The organism is Micromonospora sp. KLBMP9576 (assembly GCF_050941805.1).
Taxonomy (GTDB): Bacteria; Actinomycetota; Actinomycetes; order Mycobacteriales; family Micromonosporaceae; genus Micromonospora.
Window position 1 is genome coordinate 124,270 of sequence record NZ_CP194567.1, and the last position, 20,746, is coordinate 145,015.

Genomic DNA, 20,746 nt, shown 5'->3' on the forward strand with positions numbered 1-20,746 from the left:
GGATTCTTGGCCGAACCCGGTTCGGGAGCGCCGGCGCCAGCCGCGCCTGCCGCGAGGGTGCGCGGGGGTCGTGGCTGCGTTGCCGTCATGGTCCATGTTCGCATCACACGTGAGCGCGCCCACACTCTGCCCGTCCCGCGGCCCGGCGGTGGTCCGCTTCGTGGCATGCGACGCCCGATGTCCGGTGCATCGACGCGCGGCCGATCCGGCGATGATTCGTCACCGTTCGGCCACATACCCATGTCGACACGCTGTGCGGGGTTGGCTGACCCAGCGTCACTGGTCCAGGCTGATTGGCGCGGGATCGTCCGTGTCGGAGGTGGTTTGCCGCCCGGGGTGCGGACGGTGTCCCCGAACGCTCGGCCGGTCGCCGTGCCGCCCGTCCACCGACGAGCCAACCGAGGAGGAGCACGGGATGTCCGAGCCAGGCCGAGACCATGCCGTTCCCTTCCTGGGTCGGCACCGCGCTGGCGGCTACCGCCCGGTGGTGGGCGCGCACCGCGCCCCGGGCTCGGGCGGGCCGTCCCGGGGCTACCTGTTCACCGTGGCGTTGCTCGCCGGCACCGCGTCGATGCCGCTGCTCGCCGCGATCAGCACCGGCTCCGCCACCGTCGGCAGCACGGCCCTGCCGGACAGCGGCACCCCGTTCCTGCCGACCCCCTCGGTCGGCCCGGTGGTGATCCCGGCGCCCGCGACCGACCGGCCGCCGGTCGTCGGGTCGAAACCGTCCCCCGCCGTGGTGACCCCCGGCGACTGGTGGAGCGTGGCGGCCCCGCGTACGCCGCCGGACCCCGGCACGGTGACGCATCCGAAACCGCCGCCCCCGCCCAGGCGCGGTGGGCCGGTCCCACCGCCCCCGGTGAGCCCGACCCCGCGCCCGTCACCCACCCCGCGTCCCACCCCGGAGCCGTCACCGCGCCCGTCCCCGGAGCCCTCACCGAGCCCGCATCCCACGCCGAGCCCCAGTGCGAGTGTGAGTGCGACGGCCACGCCGACCGGCGAGCCGACCTCGGCGGAGCCGACGAGCACCCGCTCACTGCCGCCGGGGGAGCCCGGCGCACCGCCGGGGCCCACAGCCGCCCCCGAGCCCACCGCTGCCCCCGAGCCCACGGCCACCCCCGAGCCCACGGCGACCCCCGCGCCCGGCGTGTCCACGGCCTGGGGCCCGCCCGCCGACGCGAACCGGCAAACCAGGGCAGGCCGGACGCCAGGGCGGGCGACCACGGGTACGGTGACGGTCGAGGGCAGGTGATCCACGCCGGCCCGGCCCGGTCGGTGCGCCGAGCGGACGTACGACGGTTCCCGGCGGCGGCCCGGGGTGCGGCAGAGGCGGGGCGCTGAACGGAGCGGGCGGTACGGGCGGGCAACCCCGCAGCAGTCCGGCCGCCGTGCCGCCACCCGGCCGGACCCTCCGGCTCGCCCGGTTCGTCACCGAGCTGACCGCACCCGCGGTGCTGGTCTCCGCGCTGACGCTGGCCGTGGGCTGGCACAGCTCCCGCGGCGCACACGGGCTGGCCTGGGGGCTGCTCGCCACGCTCTTCGTCAGCGGCATCCCGTTCGCGTACATCGTCGGCGGGGTGCGCCGGGGGCGGCTGACCGACCACCACGTGGGCGTCCGCGAGCAGCGCCGCGTCCCCCTGCTGTTCGGTCTCTGCTCGGTCGCCGCCGGGCTGGCCCTGCTCGCGGTCCTCGGCGCGCCGCGCCCGGTGCTGGCGCTCGCCGCCGCCGGGCTCGTCGGCCTGGTCGTCGCCGTGGCGGTGAGCCACTGGTGGAAGCTGTCGATCCACTCGGCGGTGGCCGCCGGCACGGTGGTCGTGCTCGTGCTCACGTTCGGGGCCGGGCTGCTGGCGACCGTGCCGCTGCTCGCGCTCGTCGGCTGGTCCCGGGTCCGCCTGCGCGACCAAACGGTCGCCCAGGTGGTGGCCGGTGGCGGGCTCGGTGCCCTGATCGCCGGGCTCGTCTTCGCCGTCCTCCGCTGAACCGCCCCCGCCGCGCCGGACCGCCCGGCATCCCGGAGGCGACTGCCGGACCGCCTGGCACCCCCGGAGGCGACTGCCGGACGGTCTGCGCGACCCGCGCCACGGCCACCGGCGCTGTCAGGCGCCCTCGTCGGCCAGGCGGTGGCGGTTGGCCTCGATCCACGCGTCCAGGGCGGCCGGGTCGTCCGGGTCGACGCCGTCGGCCATCAACTGCGCCACGGCGGCGGTCGCCGGGCTGCGCCGTTCGCCCGTGCTGTAGAGGCGGGCGAACTCCGGCACCATCTCCTCGATGGCCGTGTCGGTCTGCGCCGCCGCCTGCTCGGGCAGCCCGCGCTCACGGGCGGCGTACGCCGCCCAGGCCCGCAGCACCCGGGGCAGCAGCGCGGCGTCGTCCATGTCCAGCACCGCGCGCCGGTGCACCCAGTCGAGCAGGAACAGCCCCGCCACCGCCGGGCTCCACCGCAACGGGTCGGCGTCGGGGAAGCTGGCCGAGTGGTCCAGCAGCAGGCTGAGGCAGAAGTGCAACGACGCCAGCTCCGGCCCGTCGACGCTGTCCAGGCCGAACCGGGCCGCCTCCGGTGCGGCGAGGAACTGGCGGACCAGCTTCGTACGCTCCGCGGCGGAGAGCGGTTCGTCGGCCGCCGGCCGGGCCACGCCGGCCTCCCGGGGCAGCCGCGCCAGCCGGGCGCCGAGCAGGGCGCGGTCGGTGGCGAGGGCGCCCTCCCCGGGCAGCTCGGACAGGCCGTCGGTGATCGCGAGGTGGCGGGTCACCTCGGCGCGCATCCGGCCCGGCTCCTCGTCGCGGAACCAGGTCAGCTCGTCGCCGGCGCACATCTGCCGGACCTGGTCGAGGATCCGTTCCGGCGGCCCGCCGACGAAGATGTCCTTGGTGATGCCCACGTTGTGGTCGAGCAGCGTCACCACGGCGTGCGTCGGACCGCCGGCCGGGTCGTCGTAGGCGAAGGTCGCCAGGTAGGAGGTCTGGTCGCCGTACACGTCGCCGTAGGACCAGCAGCCGGTCAGGCGCACGCGGCCGAGCTGGGCGGCCCAGGCGGGGGTGGCGGCGCCCAGCCGGACGCGGCCGGCGCCCTCGGCGTCGGGCACCAGGGTGGCGAAGACGGAACGGATTGTGGTCGCCGCGGCCGAGCGGCGACGGGAGGTGGCGGCCAGGAAACCGGCCACGAAGTCCCGGACGGCGGCGTCCCGCTCGGTATCGGCGATGGAGTAGACGCTGCCCAGCAGGGCCGCGCCGAGCATCTCCGCGTCGAGGGCGTTGTCAAGCTTGGCCACGTCGCGGGCGGCGTGCAGCACCGCGTCGTACGGGGTCTGAGGCGTTCCCATCCACCGACCCTACGCCCCGCCGCCTCGCTCGGGACCCTACGAGCGACCCCGGGTGCGCGGGCACCCGCCGAGCCGGGGTCGCGGTGGGATGCCCTGCCCGACTCAGCGGCCGGCGGCCTCCCGCAGCGCGGAGCGGGCCTCGGTGTAGGAGACGAGCACCGCCCGGACCGGGCTCAGCACGTGCTCCTCGCCGACCGCCGCGACCGCGGCCGTGAGCCGCCGTTCGGCCCGCCGGCGGGCCCGACGGGCCGCCCAGCGGACGACCGGCCTGGTCAGGGCGGCCACCAGCAGCCCGGCGAGCAGGCCGCCGAGGAACAGCAGGGTGGGCAGCGGCACCTCACCGACCATCGGGTGCTCCGGCGCCGGCAGGCCCAGCGCACGCAGCGCGTAGCCGAGCGCCAGCCAGCCCAACCCGGCCAGCGCGGTGAGGGTCACCAGCCACTGGAGGCCGCCGACGAACCGCCACCAGAGCGGCCGGCGGTCCATGCCGAGATCCGTGCCGGCCACCGCGCGGTCCAGGGCGTCCGGCAGGTCGCCGAGGCGGGACCGGGCGGCGGCGGTCACGGCGGTCGGCCAGGCGGCGGGCAGGTCCGCCCCGGCCCGTTCGGCCGCCGTCCGGATCGCCAGCCCGAGCGCCGAGCGCTGCGCGGCGGTCGGGTCGGGCACCGAGGTCGCGGCGACCAGGCTCTCCGCCGGCCCGTCGTCGCGGCCGGCGGCCGGGCCGGGCAGGTGCAGCCGGCGTAGCGGGTCGGGCCGCAGCCGTCGCCAGCCGCGCACCAGCGGCCAGCCGGTGGCCGCGCCGCCCCGGTGCCGGTACGCCCCCTCGACCGCGTCGGCGACCGCCGGCACCCCCGCCGCCCCGGCGAGCGCCCGGTGCAGCGCGTCGACGGCGGCGTCGTCCGGCCCGCCGGCCGGCGCGGCGTCCCCGACCAGCTCGTCGAGCCCCGCCACCACCGCGTCCACGTCGCCGCGCAGCCGCCGCAGCGCGGCCTGCCGCTCGGCCACCGTGCGTTCCAGCGCCTCCCGCAGCGCGCGCGTGCCCGCCGGGTCGACGGCGGTGGTGGCCAGCAGCGGTACGCCGTCCAGGCCGTCGGTGTCGAGCAGCCGGCGCAGGTCGGCCAGCACCCGGGGCAGCTCGGCCGGCGGCAGCCGGTCGGCCTGGTTGAGCACGACCAGGGTGACGTCCCGGTGCCGGTGGAACTCGCGCAGGTAGCTGGTGTGGATGACGCGGTCGGCGTACTTCTGCGGATCGACCACCCACACCACGAGGTCGACGAGGCCGAGCAGCCGGTCCACCTCCGAGCGGTGCGAGCGCTGCACCGAGTCGAAGTCGGGCAGGTCGAGCAGGATCAGCCCGCGTAGCGCGGACTCGTCGTCGGCGTCCAGCACGCTCTCCCGCACGAACCGGTGCCGGGGCAGCACACCGACCCAGTCGAGCAGCCGGTTGCCGCCGTCGAGGGGCCCCCAGACGCAGGCGTGCGTGACGCCGGTGGTGGGGCGGCGCACGCCGACCGGGGAGAGTTCCATCCGGGCGAGCGCGTTGAACAGGCTGGACTTGCCGCTGCCGGTCGCGCCCGCGAGGGCCACCACGGTGTGGTCGCGGGAGAGCGCCAGCCGGGTGCCGGCCCGCTCGACCAGGGTGTGCGCCGGCACGAGCCGCGCGTCCGGCAGGTGGCCGTCGACGGCGGTGAGGAACCTGCGTACGGCGTCGAGGCGGGCGACCAGCGCGTCGGCGTCGACGCGCTGGTCGCCGCGGAACGCCTCGCGCATCCGACCGACGATGTTCGTCATGCCCCCCCACCTCCGGTGCCGGGCGGGCCCGCGTCGGCGAGGCCGCTGCCGTGCCGGGCATTCTCCACCCGGTCGGCGGCCCCGCGCAGGGCGGTCGCGGTGTGCGTGGGGGGCCGGGCCTGTGCCGTGCGGTCCAGGTAGCGCGCGGCCTCCTCGTCGAGCAGGACCCGCACCCGCTCCAGCAGGTCGGCGCGGGCCTTGGCGGCCAGCGTACGCACGGCCTGGTCGCCGAAGATCGCCTGGAGTACGGTCTGCGCGGCGACCGTGGTGCCGGCCCCCGTGGCCACCTCCAGCCCGGTGGGGATGAACGCCGTCGAGGCGAACACCGCGATCATCACGGCGAGCCCGGTGGCGTTCACCGCGTACGCGGCCGTGCGGGCCACGAAGCGGCGGTCGCCGCCCTCAACGCGGACCAGCTCCAGCACCCCCCGCTGCCACTCGCGCACCAGCCGCTCGGCCCGTACGGGCAGGTCGGCGGCGTGATGGGCGAGCTGCGGTTCGAGCAGTGCCGCCCCGGCGGGATGGGCCTTCCACCCGGTGTACGCGTTCTCGGCCGCCTCGGCGGCGACGCCCCGCAGCAGGGTCACCAGCTGGGACTCGATCGCGTCCCGCAGCTCGGACGCGGGCGCGGGCCGACCGGTGACCGCCGCCACCACCCGATCGCGTAGCCGCCCGATCCGGGCCTCCATGGTGCGGAAGAGCTCGCCGGTGCCGACGAACTCCTGCCAGCGGGCCAGCACCTCGCCGCGGAGCAGCCGACCGTCCTTGAGCCCCTGCTGGACGGTCCGGTGCGCCCCCCGGTACGCGGCCAGCACCCGTTCGTCGAGTGCGTCGGCGGCGGCGACCTGCTCCTCGGCGGCGTCAGCGAGGGCCTCGACCGCCGGGTGCAGCGCGCCGAGCGCGCCGTCGAGGGTCTGCCGGACCACGGCGGCGCGGGCGTCGGCGTCGGCGGCGAGCCGGGCGAACCAGTCGGCGAGCGGCGCGGTGACGCGTTCGGGCAGCAGGCCCTGCCCGTCGACCCAGGTCTCGGGCAGCACGAAGAGCGGGGCCGCGCCCAGGTCCTGCGCGGTGAGCATCTCCGACAGGTGGGCGGCGATCTCGTCGGCCGCCTCCGGGGGCACCCGGTCCAGCACCATGGCGATGACCGCGCCCCGGGCGCGGGCGCTGCGCAGCAGCTCCCAGGGGACGGCGTCGGCGTAGCGGGCGGCGGTGGTGACGAAGAGCCAGAGGTCGGCGGCGGCCAGGAGCTGGCCGGCCAGGGCCCGGTTGGCGTCGACCACCGAGTCGATGTCGGGGGCGTCGAGGAAGGCCAGCCCGGCGGGCAGGGCCGGGGCCGTGACCAGTTGCAGGGCTCGCGGATCCTCGCTGGGCTCGGTGGTGCGGGTGAGGCCGGGCAGCAGCTCGCCCTGGCGGAACCAGCCCGAGTCGGCCGGGTTACAGACCAGCACCGGGGAGCGGGTGGTCGGGCGGAGCACCCCGGCGGCGCTCACCCGGGCCTGCACGAGGCTGTTGACGAGGGTGGACTTGCCCGCGCCGGTGGAACCGCCGACCACCACGAGCAGCGGCGCGTCGAGCCGGCGCAGCCGGGGCAGCAGGTAGTCGTCGAGCTGGTCGGTGAGGCTGCCGCCGGTCCGCCGGGCGGCGTCGGCGGAGGGCAGCGCGAGCGGGAACCGGGCCGCCCCGATCGCGGCGCGCAGGCCGGCCAGCGCGGCGGGCAGGTTGTCGTCCCCGGTGGTGGCGGGCCGGTCCTCCCCGGCGTCCGTGGGGCCGGTGCGGGCAGCGACGGTGGGCGTGCCGGCCGGGATGGCGGGATCGCCGTGCGTCGTCACCGCTAAAGCGTGCCCGACCGACGCAAGGGAAGACAACCGGCCTGCCCCAACTCGGGGGTTGCGTGGGGTTGACTCAACCTCGACTTGACGATTTCGCGGGGCGTGGCACTATTGAGTCAAGTTCACTCAACTTGTGGTGGGGTCGCTGCGGGCGACGCCCGCCGGGCAGGCCGGACGGGCACCATCCGTCGGCTGCCCACAACGTGATGAAGCGAGGAAGCGAAGATGGCACGTGCGGTCGGTATCGACCTCGGCACGACGAACTCCTGCGTCAGCGTTCTGGAGGGCGGTGAGCCAACCGTCATCGCCAACGCTGAGGGCTCGCGGACGACCCCGTCGATCGTCGCGTTCGCCCGCAACGGCGAGGTGCTCGTCGGCGAGGTCGCCAAGCGTCAGGCGGTGACCAACCCGGACCGGACGATCCGTTCGGTCAAGCGGGAGGTCGGCACCAACTGGTCCGTCGACATCGACGGCAAGAAGTACACCCCGCAGGAGATCTCGGCCCGCACGCTGATGAAGCTGAAGCGGGACGCCGAGGCTTACCTGGGCGAGCAGATCAGCGACGCGGTGATCACCGTCCCGGCGTACTTCAACGACAGCCAGCGTCAGGCCACCAAGGAGGCCGGCGAGATCGCCGGCTTCAACGTGCTGCGGATCGTGAACGAGCCGACCGCGGCGGCCCTGGCCTACGGGCTGGACAAGGGCTCCAAGGAGCAGACCGTCCTGGTCTTCGACCTCGGTGGCGGCACCTTCGACGTCTCGCTGCTGGAGCTGGCCGAGGGCGTCGTGGAGGTCAAGTCGACCAGCGGCGACAACCAGCTCGGTGGCGACGACTGGGACCAGCGGATCATCGACCACCTGGTGAAGACCTTCCGCGGCGAGCACGGCATCGACCTGGGCCAGGACAAGATGGCCCTGCAGCGGCTCCGCGAGGCGGCCGAGAAGGCCAAGATCGAGCTGTCCGCCGCCACCACCACCAACATCAACCTGCCGTACATCACCGCCGGTGCGGCCGGCCCGCTGCACCTGGACGTGACGCTCAGCCGGGCCGAGTTCCAGCGGATGACGCAGGACCTGCTGGACCGCTGCAAGGGCCCGTTCGAGCAGGCCGTGAAGGACGCCGGCATCAAGGTCCCCGACGTCGAGCACGTCATCCTGGTCGGCGGTTCGACCCGGATGCCGGCCGTGACCGACCTGGTCAAGCAGCTCACCGGCAAGGAGCCCAACAAGGGCGTCAACCCGGACGAGGTCGTCGCCGTCGGCGCCGCCCTGCAGGCCGGTGTCCTCAAGGGCGAGGTCAAGGACGTCCTGCTGCTCGACGTGACCCCGCTGAGCCTGGGCATCGAGACCAAGGGCGGCATCTTCACCAAGCTGATCGAGCGCAACACGACCATCCCGACCAAGCGCTCCGAGGTCTTCACCACGGCGGACGACAACCAGCCGTCGGTGCTGATCCAGGTGTTCCAGGGCGAGCGTGAGATCGCGGCCTACAACAAGAAGCTCGGCACCTTCGAGCTGACCGGCCTCCCGCCGGCGCCGCGCGGCGTGCCGCAGGTCGAGGTCACCTTCGACATCGACGCCAACGGCATCGTCAACGTCCACGCCAAGGACCTCGGCACCGGCAAGGAACAGAAGATGACGATCACCGGCGGCTCCTCGCTGCCGAAGGACGACATCGAGCGCATGCGCCGCGACGCCGAGGAGCACGCCGAGGACGACAAGCGTCGCCGCGACGAGGCCGAGACCCGCAACCTGGCCGAGGCGCTGCAGTGGCAGACCGAGAAGTTCCTGGCCGAGAGCGGCGACAAGCTGCCGGCGGAGTCCCGTGACCAGATCAACGAGGCGCTCGGCGAGCTGCGCGGCGCCCTCGGCGGTCAGGACATCGAGAAGATCAAGTCCGCCCACGAGCGGCTGGCGCAGGTCTCCCAGCAGGCCGGCTCGCTGCTCTACAGCCAGCAGGGCGAGCAGCCCGGCGAGGCCGGGCCGGGCGCCGCGGGTGCCGGGCCGGGCGCCGCGGGCGCCGGAGCGGCCGGCGGTCAGCAGGCCGGTGGCGCGGACGACGTGGTCGACGCGGAGATCGTGGACGAGGACAAGGACAAGAAGTGACGTTCCGTCCCCCGACACGCAACCACGGCAGAGGGATGAGGTAGCCCCATGACGGAGAAGCCGCGAGCCTCCGACCCGGACACCACCGGGTCGGAGCCGGGTGGCTCCGCGCCCGCCGAGCAGGCCGGCGACGGGCCGCGGGTGGTCATCCGGAACAACCGCAAGATCAGCGAGGCCAGCGAGCCGGCCGCCGCCGACGCCGCCTCGGACAGCCCGGCCGAAGGCCTGGTCGAGGAGGCCGAGGTCGTGGTCGACGAGATCGAGGTCGAGGCGAGCGAGGTCGCCGGCCCGGCGGTGGTGGACGCCCCGGCGCGGCCCGCCGACGGCGGCGGCACCACGCACGACGCCGAACTGGACACGCTGCGCAAGGACCTCGACGAGCGGACCCGGGACCTGCAGCGGGTGACGGCGGAGTACGCCAACTATCGCAAGCGGGTGGACCGCGACAAGGGTCTGGTCACCGAGCAGGCGACCGGCGCGGTGCTCGCCGCGCTGCTGCCGATCCTCGACGACCTGGACCGGGCCCGCGAACACGGCGACCTGGTCGGGCCGTTCGGCACGGTGGCCGAACAGCTCACCGCGGCGCTCGGCAAGTTCGGGCTCACCGCGTTCGGTGAGCAGGGCGACCCGTTCGACCCGACCCGGCACGAGGCGGTGGCGCACCAGACCTCCGCCGACGTCACCGAGCCCACCTGCGTGCAGGTGATGCGCCGGGGCTACCAGGTCGGTGAGCGGCTGCTGCGGCCCGCGATGGTCGCGGTCGCCGACCCGGAGTAGTGCCAAGGTACGACGACCGGACCGTCCCGCCCGCCCGCGAAGGGCGGGCGGGACGGTCGGTACCCAGCTAGGAAGGGGGTGGACCGGTGAGTTCCAAGGACTGGATCGAGAAGGACTTCTACGCCGTGCTGGGCGTGGACAAGGCCGCCTCCGCCGACGACGTCAAGAAGGCGTACCGGAAGGTGGCCCGGGATTCACACCCGGACCACAACCCCGGCGATCCGAAGGCCGAGGAGCGTTTCAAGGCGGCCTCCGAGGCGTACGCCGTGCTCGGCGACGACGCCAAGCGGCGCGAGTACGACGAACTGCGGTCGCTGTTCGGCTCGGGCGCGTTCCGGCGCGGCGCCCACGGCGGCGGCCAGCCCGGCGGCGCGCCGTTCGACGTCTCCGACCTGTTCGGAGGCGCGGGCGGTGGGGGCGGCGACCGCCGCTTCGCCGGGGCCGGCTTCCAGGACCTGTTCAGTTCGATCTTCTCCGGTGGCGCCGGTGGTCCCGGCGGCCAGGCGGCGGCCCGTGGCCCGGCCCGGGGACGCGACGTCGAGGCCGAGGTGGCCCTCGACTTCGACGACGCCGTACGCGGGGTGACGCTTCCGCTGACGCTGCGCGCCCCGGGGGTCTGCGACACCTGCCACGGCAACGGGGCCAAGCCCGGCACCCAACCGCGCACCTGCCCGGTGTGCCACGGGGCCGGGGTGACCAACCGCGACCAGGGATCGTTCAGCTTCTCCGAGCCGTGCCGCAACTGTCAGGGCGTAGGCACGGTCGTGGAGGAGAAGTGCCCCGAGTGCCAGGGCACCGGCGGGGTGACCAAGACCCGCACCCTGAACGTCCGTTTCCCCGCTGGGGTAGCCGACGGCCAGAAGATCCGGCTGGCCGGGCGGGGCGAGCCCGGCGAGCGGGGCGGCCCGGCGGGCGATCTCTTCGTACACGTCAAGGTGCGGCCCGACGAGCTGTTCGGGCGCAGCGGCGACGACCTCACGCTGACGGTGCCGCTCACGTTCGCGGAGGCCGTGCTCGGCACGGACCTGCGGGTGCCCACCCTGGACGGTGCCGTGACCCTGCGGGTGCCGCCGGGCACACCGAGCGGCCGGATCCTGCGGGCCCGTGGCAAGGGAGTGGTACGCCGCGACGGTCAGGCGGGCGACCTGCTGGTGACGCTTGACGTGGTGGTGCCCGCGCGGGTGTCCGACGAGGCGCGTGCGGCGTTGGAGACCTTCGCCGCGCAGACCCCGCCGGCCGCTCGGGAACATCTCGAGACGCGGGTACGTCGATTCAGTTGACCCGGAGTTCAGTCGGCTCGGTGGAGCGCACACGGAGGTGAGCGGGATGTCGAACGGGATTGTCGGCTCGGGTGACCCTGCCTACGAGGCCAAGGTGCTGATGATCTCGGTGGCGGCACGGATGGCGGGAATGCACCCGCAGACCCTGCGCCAGTACGACCGGTTGGGCCTGGTCCAGCCGGGCCGGGCCGCCGGTGGCGGGCGCCGGTACAGCGTCCGCGACGTGGTGCTGCTGCGCGAGGTGCAGCGGCTCAGCCAGGACGACGGGATCAACCTGGCCGGGGTCAAGCGGATCATAGGACTGGAGGGCCTGCTCGAGCAGGCGCAGCAGCGGGTGGCCCGGCTGGAGGCGGAACTCGACGCCGCGTACCGCCGGATCGCCGAGCTGGAGGCCCTCGCCCGCTTTCCCGGCAGCGACCTGGTGCCGACCAACCGCACCTCCACCGCCCTGGTGGTCTGGCGTCCCCGGCGCAACCCCGACCGCTGACGACCCCCCACCGCGCCCGGCCGCCCTCCCCCGGCCGGGCGCGCCCCGCCCTGGCTTCAGGGTCTCTGACGCGGGGCGTTCCGGGCGGCCGCCGCCCCACCGCCCGCGCGCCACGAACTGGCGGCAGGCCGTGGTGGCCGCTGTCGGTGGAACACCGCGGGTGGCACCGGCTGCGGGAGAGCCCGTGATGTTCCACCGAGCGCGGTTGACCGGTTTGTCCGCGTGACGGCACCGAATCCGCTAGCCTCCGAATCAGGCACAACCACCCTTAATTCGGACTCGAGTGGCGGGGGGAGCCATGACGGAAGCGGCGCGAAAAGCAGCGCAACAGGCGGAGGATCGGCTCGAAAAGGTGGCGAAGAACGCCCGGGAGGGCTTCGCCCGGGTCGCCGAGGGCAGTTTCACCGACAAGATCAAAAAGGGCAGGTTCGCCGAACCGGTCGACCACAGCGCCGGCCAGGGACGCGACGAGGCGAGCCGCCGCGCACCGGGCGGACCGGAACACTGACGATCCGCCGCCGTACGGGCCGGGACCCACGGGGGGTCCCGGCCCGTACGCCGTGCGGGCCGGGAGAGCCGAGGGTGCCCAGCGGGGTCAGGGCCGCTCGCGGGTGCCGTTCAGGCGATGCGCCGGTTCTCCCGGACCAGGCCGCCCTCGCACCAGTCCCGGTAGACGAAGAGTTCCGGCCGGGCCAGCAGCGCCCGGCCGTTGTGCGCCCAGGTGCGCATCAGGTCGTCGCCGGTGCGCTCGGCCTGCTCGACCAGCTTGCGGAAGCGTCGCTTGGGGTGGGCGCGGAAGTTCGTCCGGATGCCGTCGGCGGCGTAGATGTAGAGGCAGTGCAGCGCGAACCGGCGGGCGGGGCAGGCCGGGTCCATCGCCAGTTCGAAGAGGACCGCCACCAGCCGGTCGCCGGAGACCAGCAGATCCCAGTCCGGCGGCATCGAGGCCAGGGGTACCGAATCGGGCTGGTAGGCCCAGGCCCGCAACTCGGCGGGGGCCGGGTCGACGGGATTGGCGAAGCCGTGGAACGTCGACTCCTGCACGCTCACCGGCCAACCTTCCGCTCTCGCGTCCGCGGGGGCGTGGGCCGCCCGCGACCTCTGGCTGTTGGGCCGAAACGGTAACCCGCGGCGTGCACCGGCGGTAGACCCCGTGTGGCGCAATTCCAACATCCGTCGGCCGGGGGCCGGGCCGGCCGTGTGGTCGAGCCGGCCCCCGCCGACGGTGTCGGTCAGTCCGGTACGGGTGCCGGTTGGGCCCGGTGGACGGTGCCGCGCTGGCGCAGCCAGCGCTTGAACCAGGCGAAGTCCGGCAGTCGCGCCAGCATCGGCCCGGTGACCACTGTGATCAGCACGTACGCCGTGGCGAGCGCCGCCAGTTCCGGTTCGACGCTGCCGGCGGCCACCGCGAGGCCGGCGATGACGATGGAGAACTCACCCCGGGGTACGAGGGTCAGGCCGGCCCGCCACCGACCGGGTTCGGCGATGCCGACGCGACGGGCCGCCAGGTAACCGGTGAGCGTCTTCGTCGCCATGGTGACGACGGCCAGCGCGAGGGCCGGCAGCAGCACCGGCGGGATGTCCCGGGGGTCGGTGACCAGACCGAAGAAGACGAAGAAGACCGCCGCGAAGAGGTCCCGCAGCGGCGTGAGTAGCTCCGTGGCGTGGTGCGCCACCGGCCCGGAGAGCGCGATGCCGACCAGGAACGCGCCGACGGCCGCCGACACCTGCAGCTTCGCCGCGATGCCCGCCACCAGCAGGGTCATCCCGAGTACGCCGAGCAGCAGCGCCTCCGGGTCCTTGGCCGACATGGCCGTGGAGATCAGGTTGCCGTACCGGATGGCGACCACCAGCACCAGCAGCACGGTGCCGACCGCGACGCCGAGCGCGATCCCGCCGCCGAGCAGGCCGCTGCCGGCGAGCACCGCCGTCACGAGGGGCAGGTAGAACGCCATGGCCAGGTCCTCGATCACCAGGACCGAGAGCACCACCGGCGTCTCCCGGTTACCGAGGCGACCCAGGTCGGCGAGCACCTTCGCGATCACGCCCGAGGACGAGACCCAGGTGATGCCGGCCAGCACGAGGGCGGCGACCCAGCCCCAGCCGAGCAGGAGCGCGAAGATCGCCCCGGGCAGGGCGTTGAGCAGCGCGTCGATCAGCCCGGCGGGGGCCGCGGCGCGCAGGTTGCCGACGAGCTCGTTGGCCGAGTATTCCAGGCCGAGCATCACCAGTAGCAGGATGACGCCGATCTCGGCGCCGACCCCGAAGAACTCCTCGCTGGCGTTGAGCGGCAGCAGGCCGCCGTGGCCGAAGGCGAGCCCGGCGAGCAGGTAGAGGGGGATGGGGGAGAGGCCGATCCTGCGGCTGAGCCGGCCGAGAAGGCCCAGCAGGAACAGCAGCGCGCCGACCTCGACGAGCAGGGTTGTCGTTTCGTGCATCCGCGCCTCAGCCGTCCGGGTCGCTGTCGGCGAGAATGGCTGTCACCCCGTCGAGCCCCTTGCGGGTCCCGACGACGACCACCACGTCACCGGCGGAGAAGCGGAAGGACGGGTCCGGCGAGGCGATCACCTCGCTGTTGCGCAGCACCGCGACGATCGACGCGCTGGTGCGGGAACGAGCCTGTGTGTCACCGAGTCTCCGGTTGACGTACTTCGACCCGGCCGAGATGGCGATCTGCTCGGTGAGCAGCCCGGCGGCCTGCTCGCGCAGCCCGGCGAGCTGGCCGAGCATCAGCGACGCGCCGAGAATGTCAGCGAGCGCCTCCGCCTCGTCGTCGGTCAGCGGTATGTCGTGCTGACATGAGTCCGGATCGTCCGGGTCGTACAGGACGAGGTCACGGCGGCCATTGCGGTGGGAGACGACGCCGAGGCGGCGGCCGGATTCCGTCAACAGATCGTGACGGACCCCGATGCCAGGCAGGGCGGTCTGTTCGACACGTACGCGCACGGCGGTCAGGCTACTCCCCGCTGTCTCGCGCGGCTTCCGCCCAGGTGGGGCTGCTCCCCCTCGTGACTGAGCCAGCGTTCCCCGGTCACGGAGAGGCGCGTCGTGGCCGGTTCACCGCTGCGGCGGTGCGGACCGTGGCGTGACGTAGTTCCCCTTGCCTTGGTGCCCCTCGATCAGGCCCTCGGCTTGCAGGATCAGGAGGGCGGAGCGCACCGGCTCGGCCGAGACCCCGTAGTGCGCGATCATCTCGCGCAGCGACGGCAGCTTGTGGCCGGGCGCGTACTCCCCTGAACTGATCCTGTCGCGGATGTCCTGGGCGATGCGTTGACGGTCGGAAACTCGGGGCATGTGACGGCGCTCCTGGTAGGCCCCAAGATCTTCCCACGAGCGGGATCGGTCGGCCAACACCTTGCGTGCTAAGCATGGTTGCTGGCGCGCCAGCGGGGGGCAGATGTGACCCACCTCACCTCGTCAGGGTTGAGCGGAATAGGCTCAACTCTGGTTGTGTCTGTCCTAGTGGACACGCCGATCCGGGGGAGCCCATGAACACGGAACGTCTCACCACCAAGAGCCGCGAGGCCATCACCGGTGCCGTCGCGCTGGCGAACCAGCGCGGACACGCCACCGTGGAGCCCTGGCACCTGCTGCTGTCGCTACTCGACACCGACGGCTCCACCGCCGCCGGCCTGCTGCGCGCCGTCGGGGCCGACCCCGCCGAGCTGCGCCGGGGCGCCCAGCGCGCGGTCGACGCCCTGCCCGCCGCGCGGGGTTCCAGCATCGCCGAGCCGACCCTGGCCCGGGAGTTCGTCAACGCCATCGGGGCCGCCGAGCAGATCGCCCGGCCGCTCGGCGACGAATACACCTCCACCGAGCACCTGCTCGCCGGCCTGGCCCGGGTGGGCGGCGCGGTGTCGCAGGCGCTGAAGGGGGCCGGGGCCACCGAGGAGACCCTCGTCGCCGCGTTCCCGTCCGTACGCGGCGGGGACCGGCGGGTCACCAGCGCCGAATCCGAGCAGACCTACCAGGCCCTGGCCAAGTACGGCGTGGACCTCACCGCCAGCGCCCGCGACGGCAAGATCGACCCGGTCATCGGCCGGGACTCGGAGATCCGCAGGGTGATCCAGGTGCTGTCCCGACGCACCAAGAACAATCCGGTCCTCATCGGTGAGCCGGGCGTCGGCAAGACCGCCATCGTGGAGGGCCTGGCCCAGCGGATCATCGCCGGCGACGTGCCGGAGTCGCTGCGGGACAAGAAGCTCGTCTCGCTCGACCTCGGCGCGATGGTCGCCGGCGCGTCCTACCGGGGCCAGTTCGAGGAGCGGCTGAAGTCCGTCCTGGAGGAGATCAAGAACTCCGACGGCCAGGTCATCACCTTCCTCGACGAGCTGCACACAGTCGTCGGCGCCGGCAAGGGCGAGGGCTCGATGGACGCCGGCAACATGCTCAAGCCGATGCTGGCCCGCGGCGAGCTGCGGATGGTCGGCGCGACCACGCTCGACGAGTACCGCCAGCACATCGAGAAGGATCCGGCCCTGGAGCGCCGCTTCCAGCCGGTGCTGGTCGGCGAGCCGACCATCGAGGACACCATCGGCATCCTGCGCGGCCTCAAGGAACGCTACGAGGTGCACCACGGCGTACGGATCACCGACGCGGCCCTGGTCGCCGCCGCCGCCCTGTCGGACCGCTACATCACCGACCGGTTCCTGCCCGACAAGGCGATCGACCTGGTCGACGAGTCCGCGTCCCGGCTCCGCATGGAGATCGACTCCCGGCCGGTCGAGGTGGACGAGATCGAGCGGGCGGTGCGCCGGCTGGAGATCGAGGAGATGGCGCTGGCCAAGGAGCCGGACGCCGCCTCGGCCGAGCGGCTGGAGCGGCTGCGCAAGGAGCTGGCCGACAAGCGCGAGCAGCTCACCGTCCTGTCGGAGCGCTGGCAGTTGGAGAAGAGCCACATCACCAAGCTCTCCACGGCCAAGGAGGAGCTGGAACGGCTCGGCGGCGAGGCCGAGCGGGCCGAGCGCGACGGGGAGCTGGAACGGGCCGCCGAGCTGCGCTACGGCCGGATCCCCGCCCTCAAGGTCGAACTGAAGCAGGCCGAGGAGGAGCTGGCCCGCCTCCAGGCGGAGGGCGCGATGCTGAAGGAGGAGGTCGGCGCGGACGACATCGCCACAGTGGTCGCCTCCTGGACCGGCATCCCCGCCGGCCGGCTGCTCGAAGGCGAGACCGCGAAACTGCTGCGGATGGAGGAGTCGCTCGGCACCCGCGTGGTCGGTCAGGCCGAGGCGGTCGGTGCGGTCTCCGACGCGGTCCGCCGCGCCCGGGCCGGCGTCGCCGACCCCGACCGCCCCACCGGCAGCTTCCTCTTCCTCGGCCCGACCGGTGTCGGCAAGACCGAGCTGGCCAAGGCGCTCGCCGAGTTCCTCTTCGACGACGAGCGGGCCATGGTCCGCATCGACATGAGCGAGTACGGCGAGAAGCACTCCGTCGCCCGGCTGGTCGGCGCGCCGCCCGGCTACGTCGGCTACGAGGAGGGCGGCCAGCTCACCGAGGCGGTGCGTCGCCGGCCATACTCGGTGATCCTGCTGGACGAGGTCGAGAAGGCCCACCCGGACGTCTTCGACCTCCTGCTCCAGGTGCTCGACGACGGCCGGCTCACCGACGGGCAGGGCCGCACGGTCGACTTCCGCAACGCCATCCTGATCCTCACCTCCAACCTCGGCTCGTCGGTGATCGGCGACCTGACGCTGGCCGACGAGCAGCGCCGGGAGGGTGTCCTCGCGGTGGTCCGGTCGCACTTCAAGCCGGAGTTCCTCAACCGGCTCGACGACATCGTGGTCTTCGCCGCGCTGCGCGGGGACGACCTGCGTTCCATCGTCGACATCCAGCTCGACCGGCTGCGCAGGCGCCTCGCCGACCGCCGCCTCGGGTTGGAGATCACCGAACCGGCCCGGACCTGGCTGGCCGAGCACGGCTACGACCCCATCTACGGCGCCCGCCCGCTGCGCCGCCTGGTGCAGACGGCGATCGGCGACCAGCTCGCGAAGGCCCTGCTGTCGGCCCAGATCCGAGACGGCGACACCGTCAAGGTCGACCTGGGGAAGGACACCCTGACCATCTCGACAACCTGACATCCCGGACGCGTGCCGCGTCGATCAGGAGGTCTGCGTCCCGGCAGCGTCCGGTCGAGGACGCAAACCTCTTGATCGACAGGGTGGAGAAGGGCCGGCGGGGGAAGGATCGGGGCATGGTGGCGAGTGGTGGGAAGCGGGATCCGGAAAACGCGGCGGCCCTGGACGAGCTGCGGGGAGCCGACACGGTGGCGTTCGGTGGGGTGGGGATCGCGGGGACGGTGCTGCCCGTGACCGAGGCGTACCGGCGGGTCGAGGCGGCGCTCGGCGACGGCCGCGAGGAGTTGCGGCCGCAGGTGGAGCGGCTGCTCGACGAGGGCACACCGGCCGGGCGGGTCTACGCCGCCACGCTGCTGGAGGGCGTCGACCCGGTGGCCGGGCGGGCCGCCTGGACGGCGCTGCGCGACGACCCGGCCGAGTTCGGCACCTTCACCGGCTGCGTCATGGGCCGCAGCACCCTGCGCGAGTACGCGTCGGAGCGGCTCGCCGGAGCATGATCCGTTCGCCGGCCCGACGCCGCCCGATCGGGGCTGCCGGGAGCCGGCTGCGGGCCGTACCTTGCGTGCCATGACGCCGCCCGCCGACGCCCCGGCACGCCCACCCCGACCCGCCACGGTCACTGTCGCCTTCTGGTTGCAGCTCGTCACCGTGCTGGTGCTGCTCGGGCTGGTCGCCCTGGCGGCCATCGAGGCGATCCAGTGGGACAACCAGATCGACCGGGCGGTGCGGGCGGTCCCGGACGCCGATCCCGACGAGGTACGTGGCGAGCGCTGGAGCAACGTCAGCACGACCGTGGTCTTCGGCCTGGTCATTCTGCTGCTCGCGACCTCCTTGGCGGCCACGGCGCTGCCGGTGCGCCGCGGCGGCAACACCGCGCGGATCCTGGTCTTCGTGGCCGGCGGCCTGCAACTGCTCGCCTGCTGCGCCCCGAGCTTCCTGGGAGCGCTGGCGCTCCCCATGATCGCCTTCGGCTTCGACGACGAGCCGTACCCGGAGGGGGAACACCCCGAAGGGGCGCCCGCCGACGCGTCGGCCGACATCTGGGCGGAGTCGAAGTTCTTCGAGACCCTCTACGCCACGTCCGACCCGTTCGACGCGGTGTTCTTTCCCCTGGCCGGGGGCGGGGCGGTGGCCGTGCTGGTGCTGACTCTCGCGGTGGTGCTGCTGCTGGCGCTGCCGCCCGCCCACCGGTGGTTCGTGCCGAGGACCGCGGGCACCGCCGCGCCCATGCCGCCGGCCGGCTTTCCGGTCTTCCCCGTCGCCTACCCGTCGTCGCCCGGGCGCCCCGGCTACCACGCCGCGCCCGGCTACCTGATCTGCCCCGATCCCGCGGCGCACCAGCCGCCACCGCCCGCTGCGGAGACCGGCGCGACGGAGCAGACGGAGGACTGAACCGCCCTCGCCCGCCCCAAGCGCGGCGTAACCGGGCACTCACTCCCTGTCCAGGCAGTTTCCCCTGGTGCGCGGGGTTGTTACCGTCCTCGCCGACATACCTGGGGAGGTGGTCGGTGTGAACGGAACCATGGCGTACCTGCTGGCGGCGGTGGGCTGTCTGGTCGGGGTGGCCGGGGTGGTGGTGGCCGCGGTGGCCCTGCGCCGGTCGCGGTCCCGCCCGCAGCAACCGGCCAAGGGGCCGGGCGACCCGCTGCGCGACCGCGACGCCGACGCGCTGCGCGGCGATCCGCGCCGCCTCGCGCCCGGTGACATCGTCGAGATCCGGGGCGTGTCGTACGCGGTGCGCGGCTCGATCCGGCTGGTCGAGGGCGGCTGGAGCTGGGCCGAGCACCTGCTGGACGACGCCGGCGGCATGCGACGTTGGCTCTCCGTCGAGGAGGACCCGGAGCTGGAGCTGGTGCTCTGGGGGGCCGAGCAGGGTGCCACCGTCACCCCCGGCGCCCCGACCATCGAGCTCGCCGGCCGTCGCTACGACTGGAAGGAGTCCGGCCAGGCCCGCTACACCGCCGTCGGCAACACCGGTCTCGACCCGGCCGGCACCATGCGGTACCACGACTACCAGGCACCCGGCGGGGCCAGGCTCTCCTTCGAGGCGTACGGCGAGGCCGGCTGGGAGGTGGCGCTCGGCGAGCTGCTGCACCGGGGCGACGTGATGATCTACCCGCAGGCGGGAGCGAGCTGATGCTCGTCACCCTCGACGCCCCGTACGTCGACACCAGCGCGGCGGACCTCAGCCTGGCGCTGGACGACGTCGAGCGGCCCGCGCTGCACGTGCTCGACCTGGACCTGCCCGGCGGGGTGCGGCTGCGGCTGCGACTGCTCGGCGCCTCGCACCAGGTGGCCCTGCGCGCGCCCGGCACCACGCTGACCGAGACGGTGGCCTGCCTGCCCGGCCGGCCGCCCGAGCTGCCGCCCGCCGTGCGGGACGAGGCGAGCGGCTACCACTTCACCGCCACGGTGCTGCGCCCCGCCGGCACCGGGCTCAGCGAACAGGTCGCCGCGCTGCGCGCCGACCTGGCCGACGACCCGTACGCCCTGGTGGGCGTGTTCCCCGGCGACGCCGACGCGGTGACTGCGCTGGCGGTCCGACCCGACCCACCGGCCGGCGCCCTCGCCTGGCGCACCTGGCACGCCTATCCCCAGACCAACGAGCTGGTCCTGACCGAGACGGTGGTGGCACTGCGATGACGTACCGACGCTGGTTCGTGGTGGGGGTGGCGTTCGCCGTCATCGGTGCGCTGGTCGCCGCCTTCGCCGTCTTCAGCGGCAACTTCTCCCCGCGCGGCTACGTCGAGGACAGGTACACCCGGGCGGCGAGCCGGGACATCGCCGGGAACGCCGTCGCCTACACCTCGCCCCGCCCGCCCAGCCAGGTGGCGAAGGAGGTCACCGACGCGTGGAAGCCCGCCGACCAGTACGTCGACGGCAGCGGCGTCTACCTGCGCTACGACGACGACTCGGTGGTGATCCTGCCGATCGCCGCCGGCTCGGTGATCCTGCTGGAGCGAATGAGCACCGCCTACCCCCGCTACCACTCCACGGTCGGCTCCTACTGGGGCTGGGGCCGTGGCAGCACCGTCCGGGGCGGCGGCCCCGGCAGCGGCAAGTGACGCCCCGATCCCCCTCA

The 20,746-nt window shown here is 73.9% G+C and carries 20 protein-coding genes; 12 read left to right on the forward strand and 8 right to left on the reverse strand.

Annotated features, from left to right (window positions below):
• Positions 1-531: 531 nt before the first annotated feature.
• Positions 532-1,074, reverse strand: a complete 543-nt coding sequence (locus ACQ452_RS00595; RefSeq protein WP_433389060.1) for a hypothetical protein — start codon at positions 1,072-1,074, stop codon at positions 532-534.
• Positions 1,075-1,388: 314 nt separating this feature from the next.
• Between ACQ452_RS00595 and ACQ452_RS00600 the strand changes: the two genes are divergently transcribed.
• Positions 1,389-1,979, forward strand: a complete 591-nt coding sequence (locus ACQ452_RS00600) for a phosphoesterase PA-phosphatase (protein ID WP_433389061.1) — start codon at positions 1,389-1,391, stop codon at positions 1,977-1,979.
• A 117-nt stretch (positions 1,980-2,096) separates the two neighbouring features.
• Here the strand turns inward: ACQ452_RS00600 and ACQ452_RS00605 are convergent, their stop codons facing one another.
• The 3 genes from ACQ452_RS00605 to ACQ452_RS00615 all read right to left on the reverse strand — a co-directional run bounded on the left by ACQ452_RS00605 (position 2,097) and on the right by ACQ452_RS00615 (position 6,940).
• Positions 2,097-3,320 carry a hypothetical protein gene (locus ACQ452_RS00605; RefSeq protein WP_433389062.1) on the reverse strand — a complete coding sequence of 408 codons (1,224 nt, stop codon included), beginning with the start codon at positions 3,318-3,320 and terminating at the stop codon, positions 2,097-2,099.
• 102 nt (positions 3,321-3,422) lie between these two features.
• Entirely contained in the window at positions 3,423-5,111 is a 1,689-nt protein-coding gene (locus ACQ452_RS00610; RefSeq protein WP_433389063.1) for a GTPase, read from the reverse strand.
• On the reverse strand, positions 5,108-6,940 hold the full coding sequence (locus ACQ452_RS00615) for an ABC transporter (RefSeq protein ID WP_433389064.1): 1,833 nt from the start codon (positions 6,938-6,940) through the stop codon (positions 5,108-5,110). Before ACQ452_RS00615 ends, ACQ452_RS00610 begins: the two co-directional genes overlap by 4 nt.
• A gap of 225 nt (positions 6,941-7,165) precedes the next feature.
• Between ACQ452_RS00615 and dnaK the strand changes: the two genes are divergently transcribed.
• From dnaK to ACQ452_RS00640, 5 genes are all read left to right on the forward strand, one after another.
• Positions 7,166-9,046 carry a molecular chaperone DnaK gene (gene dnaK / locus ACQ452_RS00620; protein ID WP_433389065.1) on the forward strand — a complete coding sequence of 627 codons (1,881 nt, stop codon included), beginning with the start codon at positions 7,166-7,168 and terminating at the stop codon, positions 9,044-9,046.
• Positions 9,047-9,094: 48 nt separating this feature from the next.
• Entirely contained in the window at positions 9,095-9,823 is a 729-nt protein-coding gene (grpE, locus tag ACQ452_RS00625; protein WP_433389066.1) for a nucleotide exchange factor GrpE, read from the forward strand.
• Between the two features lie 86 nt (positions 9,824-9,909).
• The gene (gene dnaJ, locus ACQ452_RS00630; protein ID WP_433389067.1) at positions 9,910-11,103 is read left to right on the forward strand and encodes a molecular chaperone DnaJ; all 1,194 of its coding nucleotides are present in this window, start codon (positions 9,910-9,912) and stop codon (positions 11,101-11,103) included.
• A gap of 46 nt (positions 11,104-11,149) precedes the next feature.
• Entirely contained in the window at positions 11,150-11,590 is a 441-nt protein-coding gene (locus tag ACQ452_RS00635) for a heat shock protein transcriptional repressor HspR (RefSeq protein ID WP_433389068.1), read from the forward strand.
• A gap of 298 nt (positions 11,591-11,888) precedes the next feature.
• On the forward strand, positions 11,889-12,098 hold the full coding sequence (locus tag ACQ452_RS00640; protein ID WP_433389069.1) for a hypothetical protein: 210 nt from the start codon (positions 11,889-11,891) through the stop codon (positions 12,096-12,098).
• 110 nt (positions 12,099-12,208) lie between these two features.
• Here ACQ452_RS00640 and ACQ452_RS00645 read toward each other — a convergent pair whose 3' ends face one another.
• From ACQ452_RS00645 to ACQ452_RS00660, 4 genes are all read right to left on the reverse strand, one after another.
• Positions 12,209-12,640, reverse strand: coding sequence for a hypothetical protein (locus ACQ452_RS00645; protein WP_433389070.1), 432 nt, complete (start codon positions 12,638-12,640; stop codon positions 12,209-12,211).
• Between the two features lie 182 nt (positions 12,641-12,822).
• The gene (locus ACQ452_RS00650; protein ID WP_433389071.1) at positions 12,823-14,028 is read right to left on the reverse strand and encodes a cation:proton antiporter; all 1,206 of its coding nucleotides are present in this window, start codon (positions 14,026-14,028) and stop codon (positions 12,823-12,825) included.
• A 7-nt stretch (positions 14,029-14,035) separates the two neighbouring features.
• A complete protein-coding gene (locus ACQ452_RS00655) occupies positions 14,036-14,536 on the reverse strand; it encodes a cation:proton antiporter regulatory subunit (protein WP_433389072.1) in 501 nt (166 codons plus the stop codon).
• Between the two features lie 111 nt (positions 14,537-14,647).
• Positions 14,648-14,884, reverse strand: a complete 237-nt coding sequence (locus ACQ452_RS00660; protein ID WP_433389073.1) for a winged helix-turn-helix domain-containing protein — start codon at positions 14,882-14,884, stop codon at positions 14,648-14,650.
• Between the two features lie 194 nt (positions 14,885-15,078).
• On the opposite strand from ACQ452_RS00660, the gene clpB reads away from it, so the two are divergent.
• The 6 genes from clpB to ACQ452_RS00690 all read left to right on the forward strand — a co-directional run bounded on the left by clpB (position 15,079) and on the right by ACQ452_RS00690 (position 20,729).
• The gene (gene clpB, locus ACQ452_RS00665; protein WP_433389074.1) at positions 15,079-17,664 is read left to right on the forward strand and encodes an ATP-dependent chaperone ClpB; all 2,586 of its coding nucleotides are present in this window, start codon (positions 15,079-15,081) and stop codon (positions 17,662-17,664) included.
• 116 nt (positions 17,665-17,780) lie between these two features.
• A complete protein-coding gene (locus ACQ452_RS00670) occupies positions 17,781-18,161 on the forward strand; it encodes a hypothetical protein (RefSeq protein ID WP_433389075.1) in 381 nt (126 codons plus the stop codon).
• A 70-nt stretch (positions 18,162-18,231) separates the two neighbouring features.
• A complete protein-coding gene (locus ACQ452_RS00675) occupies positions 18,232-19,056 on the forward strand; it encodes a hypothetical protein (RefSeq protein ID WP_433389076.1) in 825 nt (274 codons plus the stop codon).
• A 118-nt stretch (positions 19,057-19,174) separates the two neighbouring features.
• On the forward strand, positions 19,175-19,801 hold the full coding sequence (locus tag ACQ452_RS00680) for a DUF4178 domain-containing protein (protein WP_433389077.1): 627 nt from the start codon (positions 19,175-19,177) through the stop codon (positions 19,799-19,801).
• Positions 19,801-20,307, forward strand: a complete 507-nt coding sequence (locus ACQ452_RS00685; RefSeq protein ID WP_433389078.1) for a DUF2617 family protein — start codon at positions 19,801-19,803, stop codon at positions 20,305-20,307. Before ACQ452_RS00680 ends, ACQ452_RS00685 begins: the two co-directional genes overlap by 1 nt.
• Positions 20,304-20,729, forward strand: a complete 426-nt coding sequence (locus ACQ452_RS00690) for a DUF4247 domain-containing protein (RefSeq protein WP_433389079.1) — start codon at positions 20,304-20,306, stop codon at positions 20,727-20,729. Before ACQ452_RS00685 ends, ACQ452_RS00690 begins: the two co-directional genes overlap by 4 nt.
• Positions 20,730-20,746 lie beyond the last annotated feature (17 nt).

Coding starts and splice junctions, on each gene's coding strand:
- ACQ452_RS00635 (WP_433389068.1), top strand. CDS start 11,150: ATGTCGAACGGGATTGTCGGCTCGGGTGACCCTGCCTACGAGGCCAAG.
- dnaK (WP_433389065.1), top strand. CDS start 7,166: ATGGCACGTGCGGTCGGTATCGACCTCGGCACGACGAACTCCTGCGTC.
- ACQ452_RS00610 (WP_433389063.1), bottom strand. CDS start 5,111: ATGACGAACATCGTCGGTCGGATGCGCGAGGCGTTCCGCGGCGACCAG.
- ACQ452_RS00690 (WP_433389079.1), top strand. CDS start 20,304: ATGACGTACCGACGCTGGTTCGTGGTGGGGGTGGCGTTCGCCGTCATC.
- ACQ452_RS00685 (WP_433389078.1), top strand. CDS start 19,801: ATGCTCGTCACCCTCGACGCCCCGTACGTCGACACCAGCGCGGCGGAC.
- ACQ452_RS00640 (WP_433389069.1), top strand. CDS start 11,889: ATGACGGAAGCGGCGCGAAAAGCAGCGCAACAGGCGGAGGATCGGCTC.
- ACQ452_RS00670 (WP_433389075.1), top strand. CDS start 17,781: ATGGTGGCGAGTGGTGGGAAGCGGGATCCGGAAAACGCGGCGGCCCTG.
- clpB (WP_433389074.1), top strand. CDS start 15,079: ATGAACACGGAACGTCTCACCACCAAGAGCCGCGAGGCCATCACCGGT.
- ACQ452_RS00675 (WP_433389076.1), top strand. CDS start 18,232: ATGACGCCGCCCGCCGACGCCCCGGCACGCCCACCCCGACCCGCCACG.
- ACQ452_RS00650 (WP_433389071.1), bottom strand. CDS start 14,028: ATGCACGAAACGACAACCCTGCTCGTCGAGGTCGGCGCGCTGCTGTTC.
- ACQ452_RS00605 (WP_433389062.1), bottom strand. CDS start 3,320: ATGGGAACGCCTCAGACCCCGTACGACGCGGTGCTGCACGCCGCCCGC.
- ACQ452_RS00660 (WP_433389073.1), bottom strand. CDS start 14,884: ATGCCCCGAGTTTCCGACCGTCAACGCATCGCCCAGGACATCCGCGAC.
- grpE (WP_433389066.1), top strand. CDS start 9,095: ATGACGGAGAAGCCGCGAGCCTCCGACCCGGACACCACCGGGTCGGAG.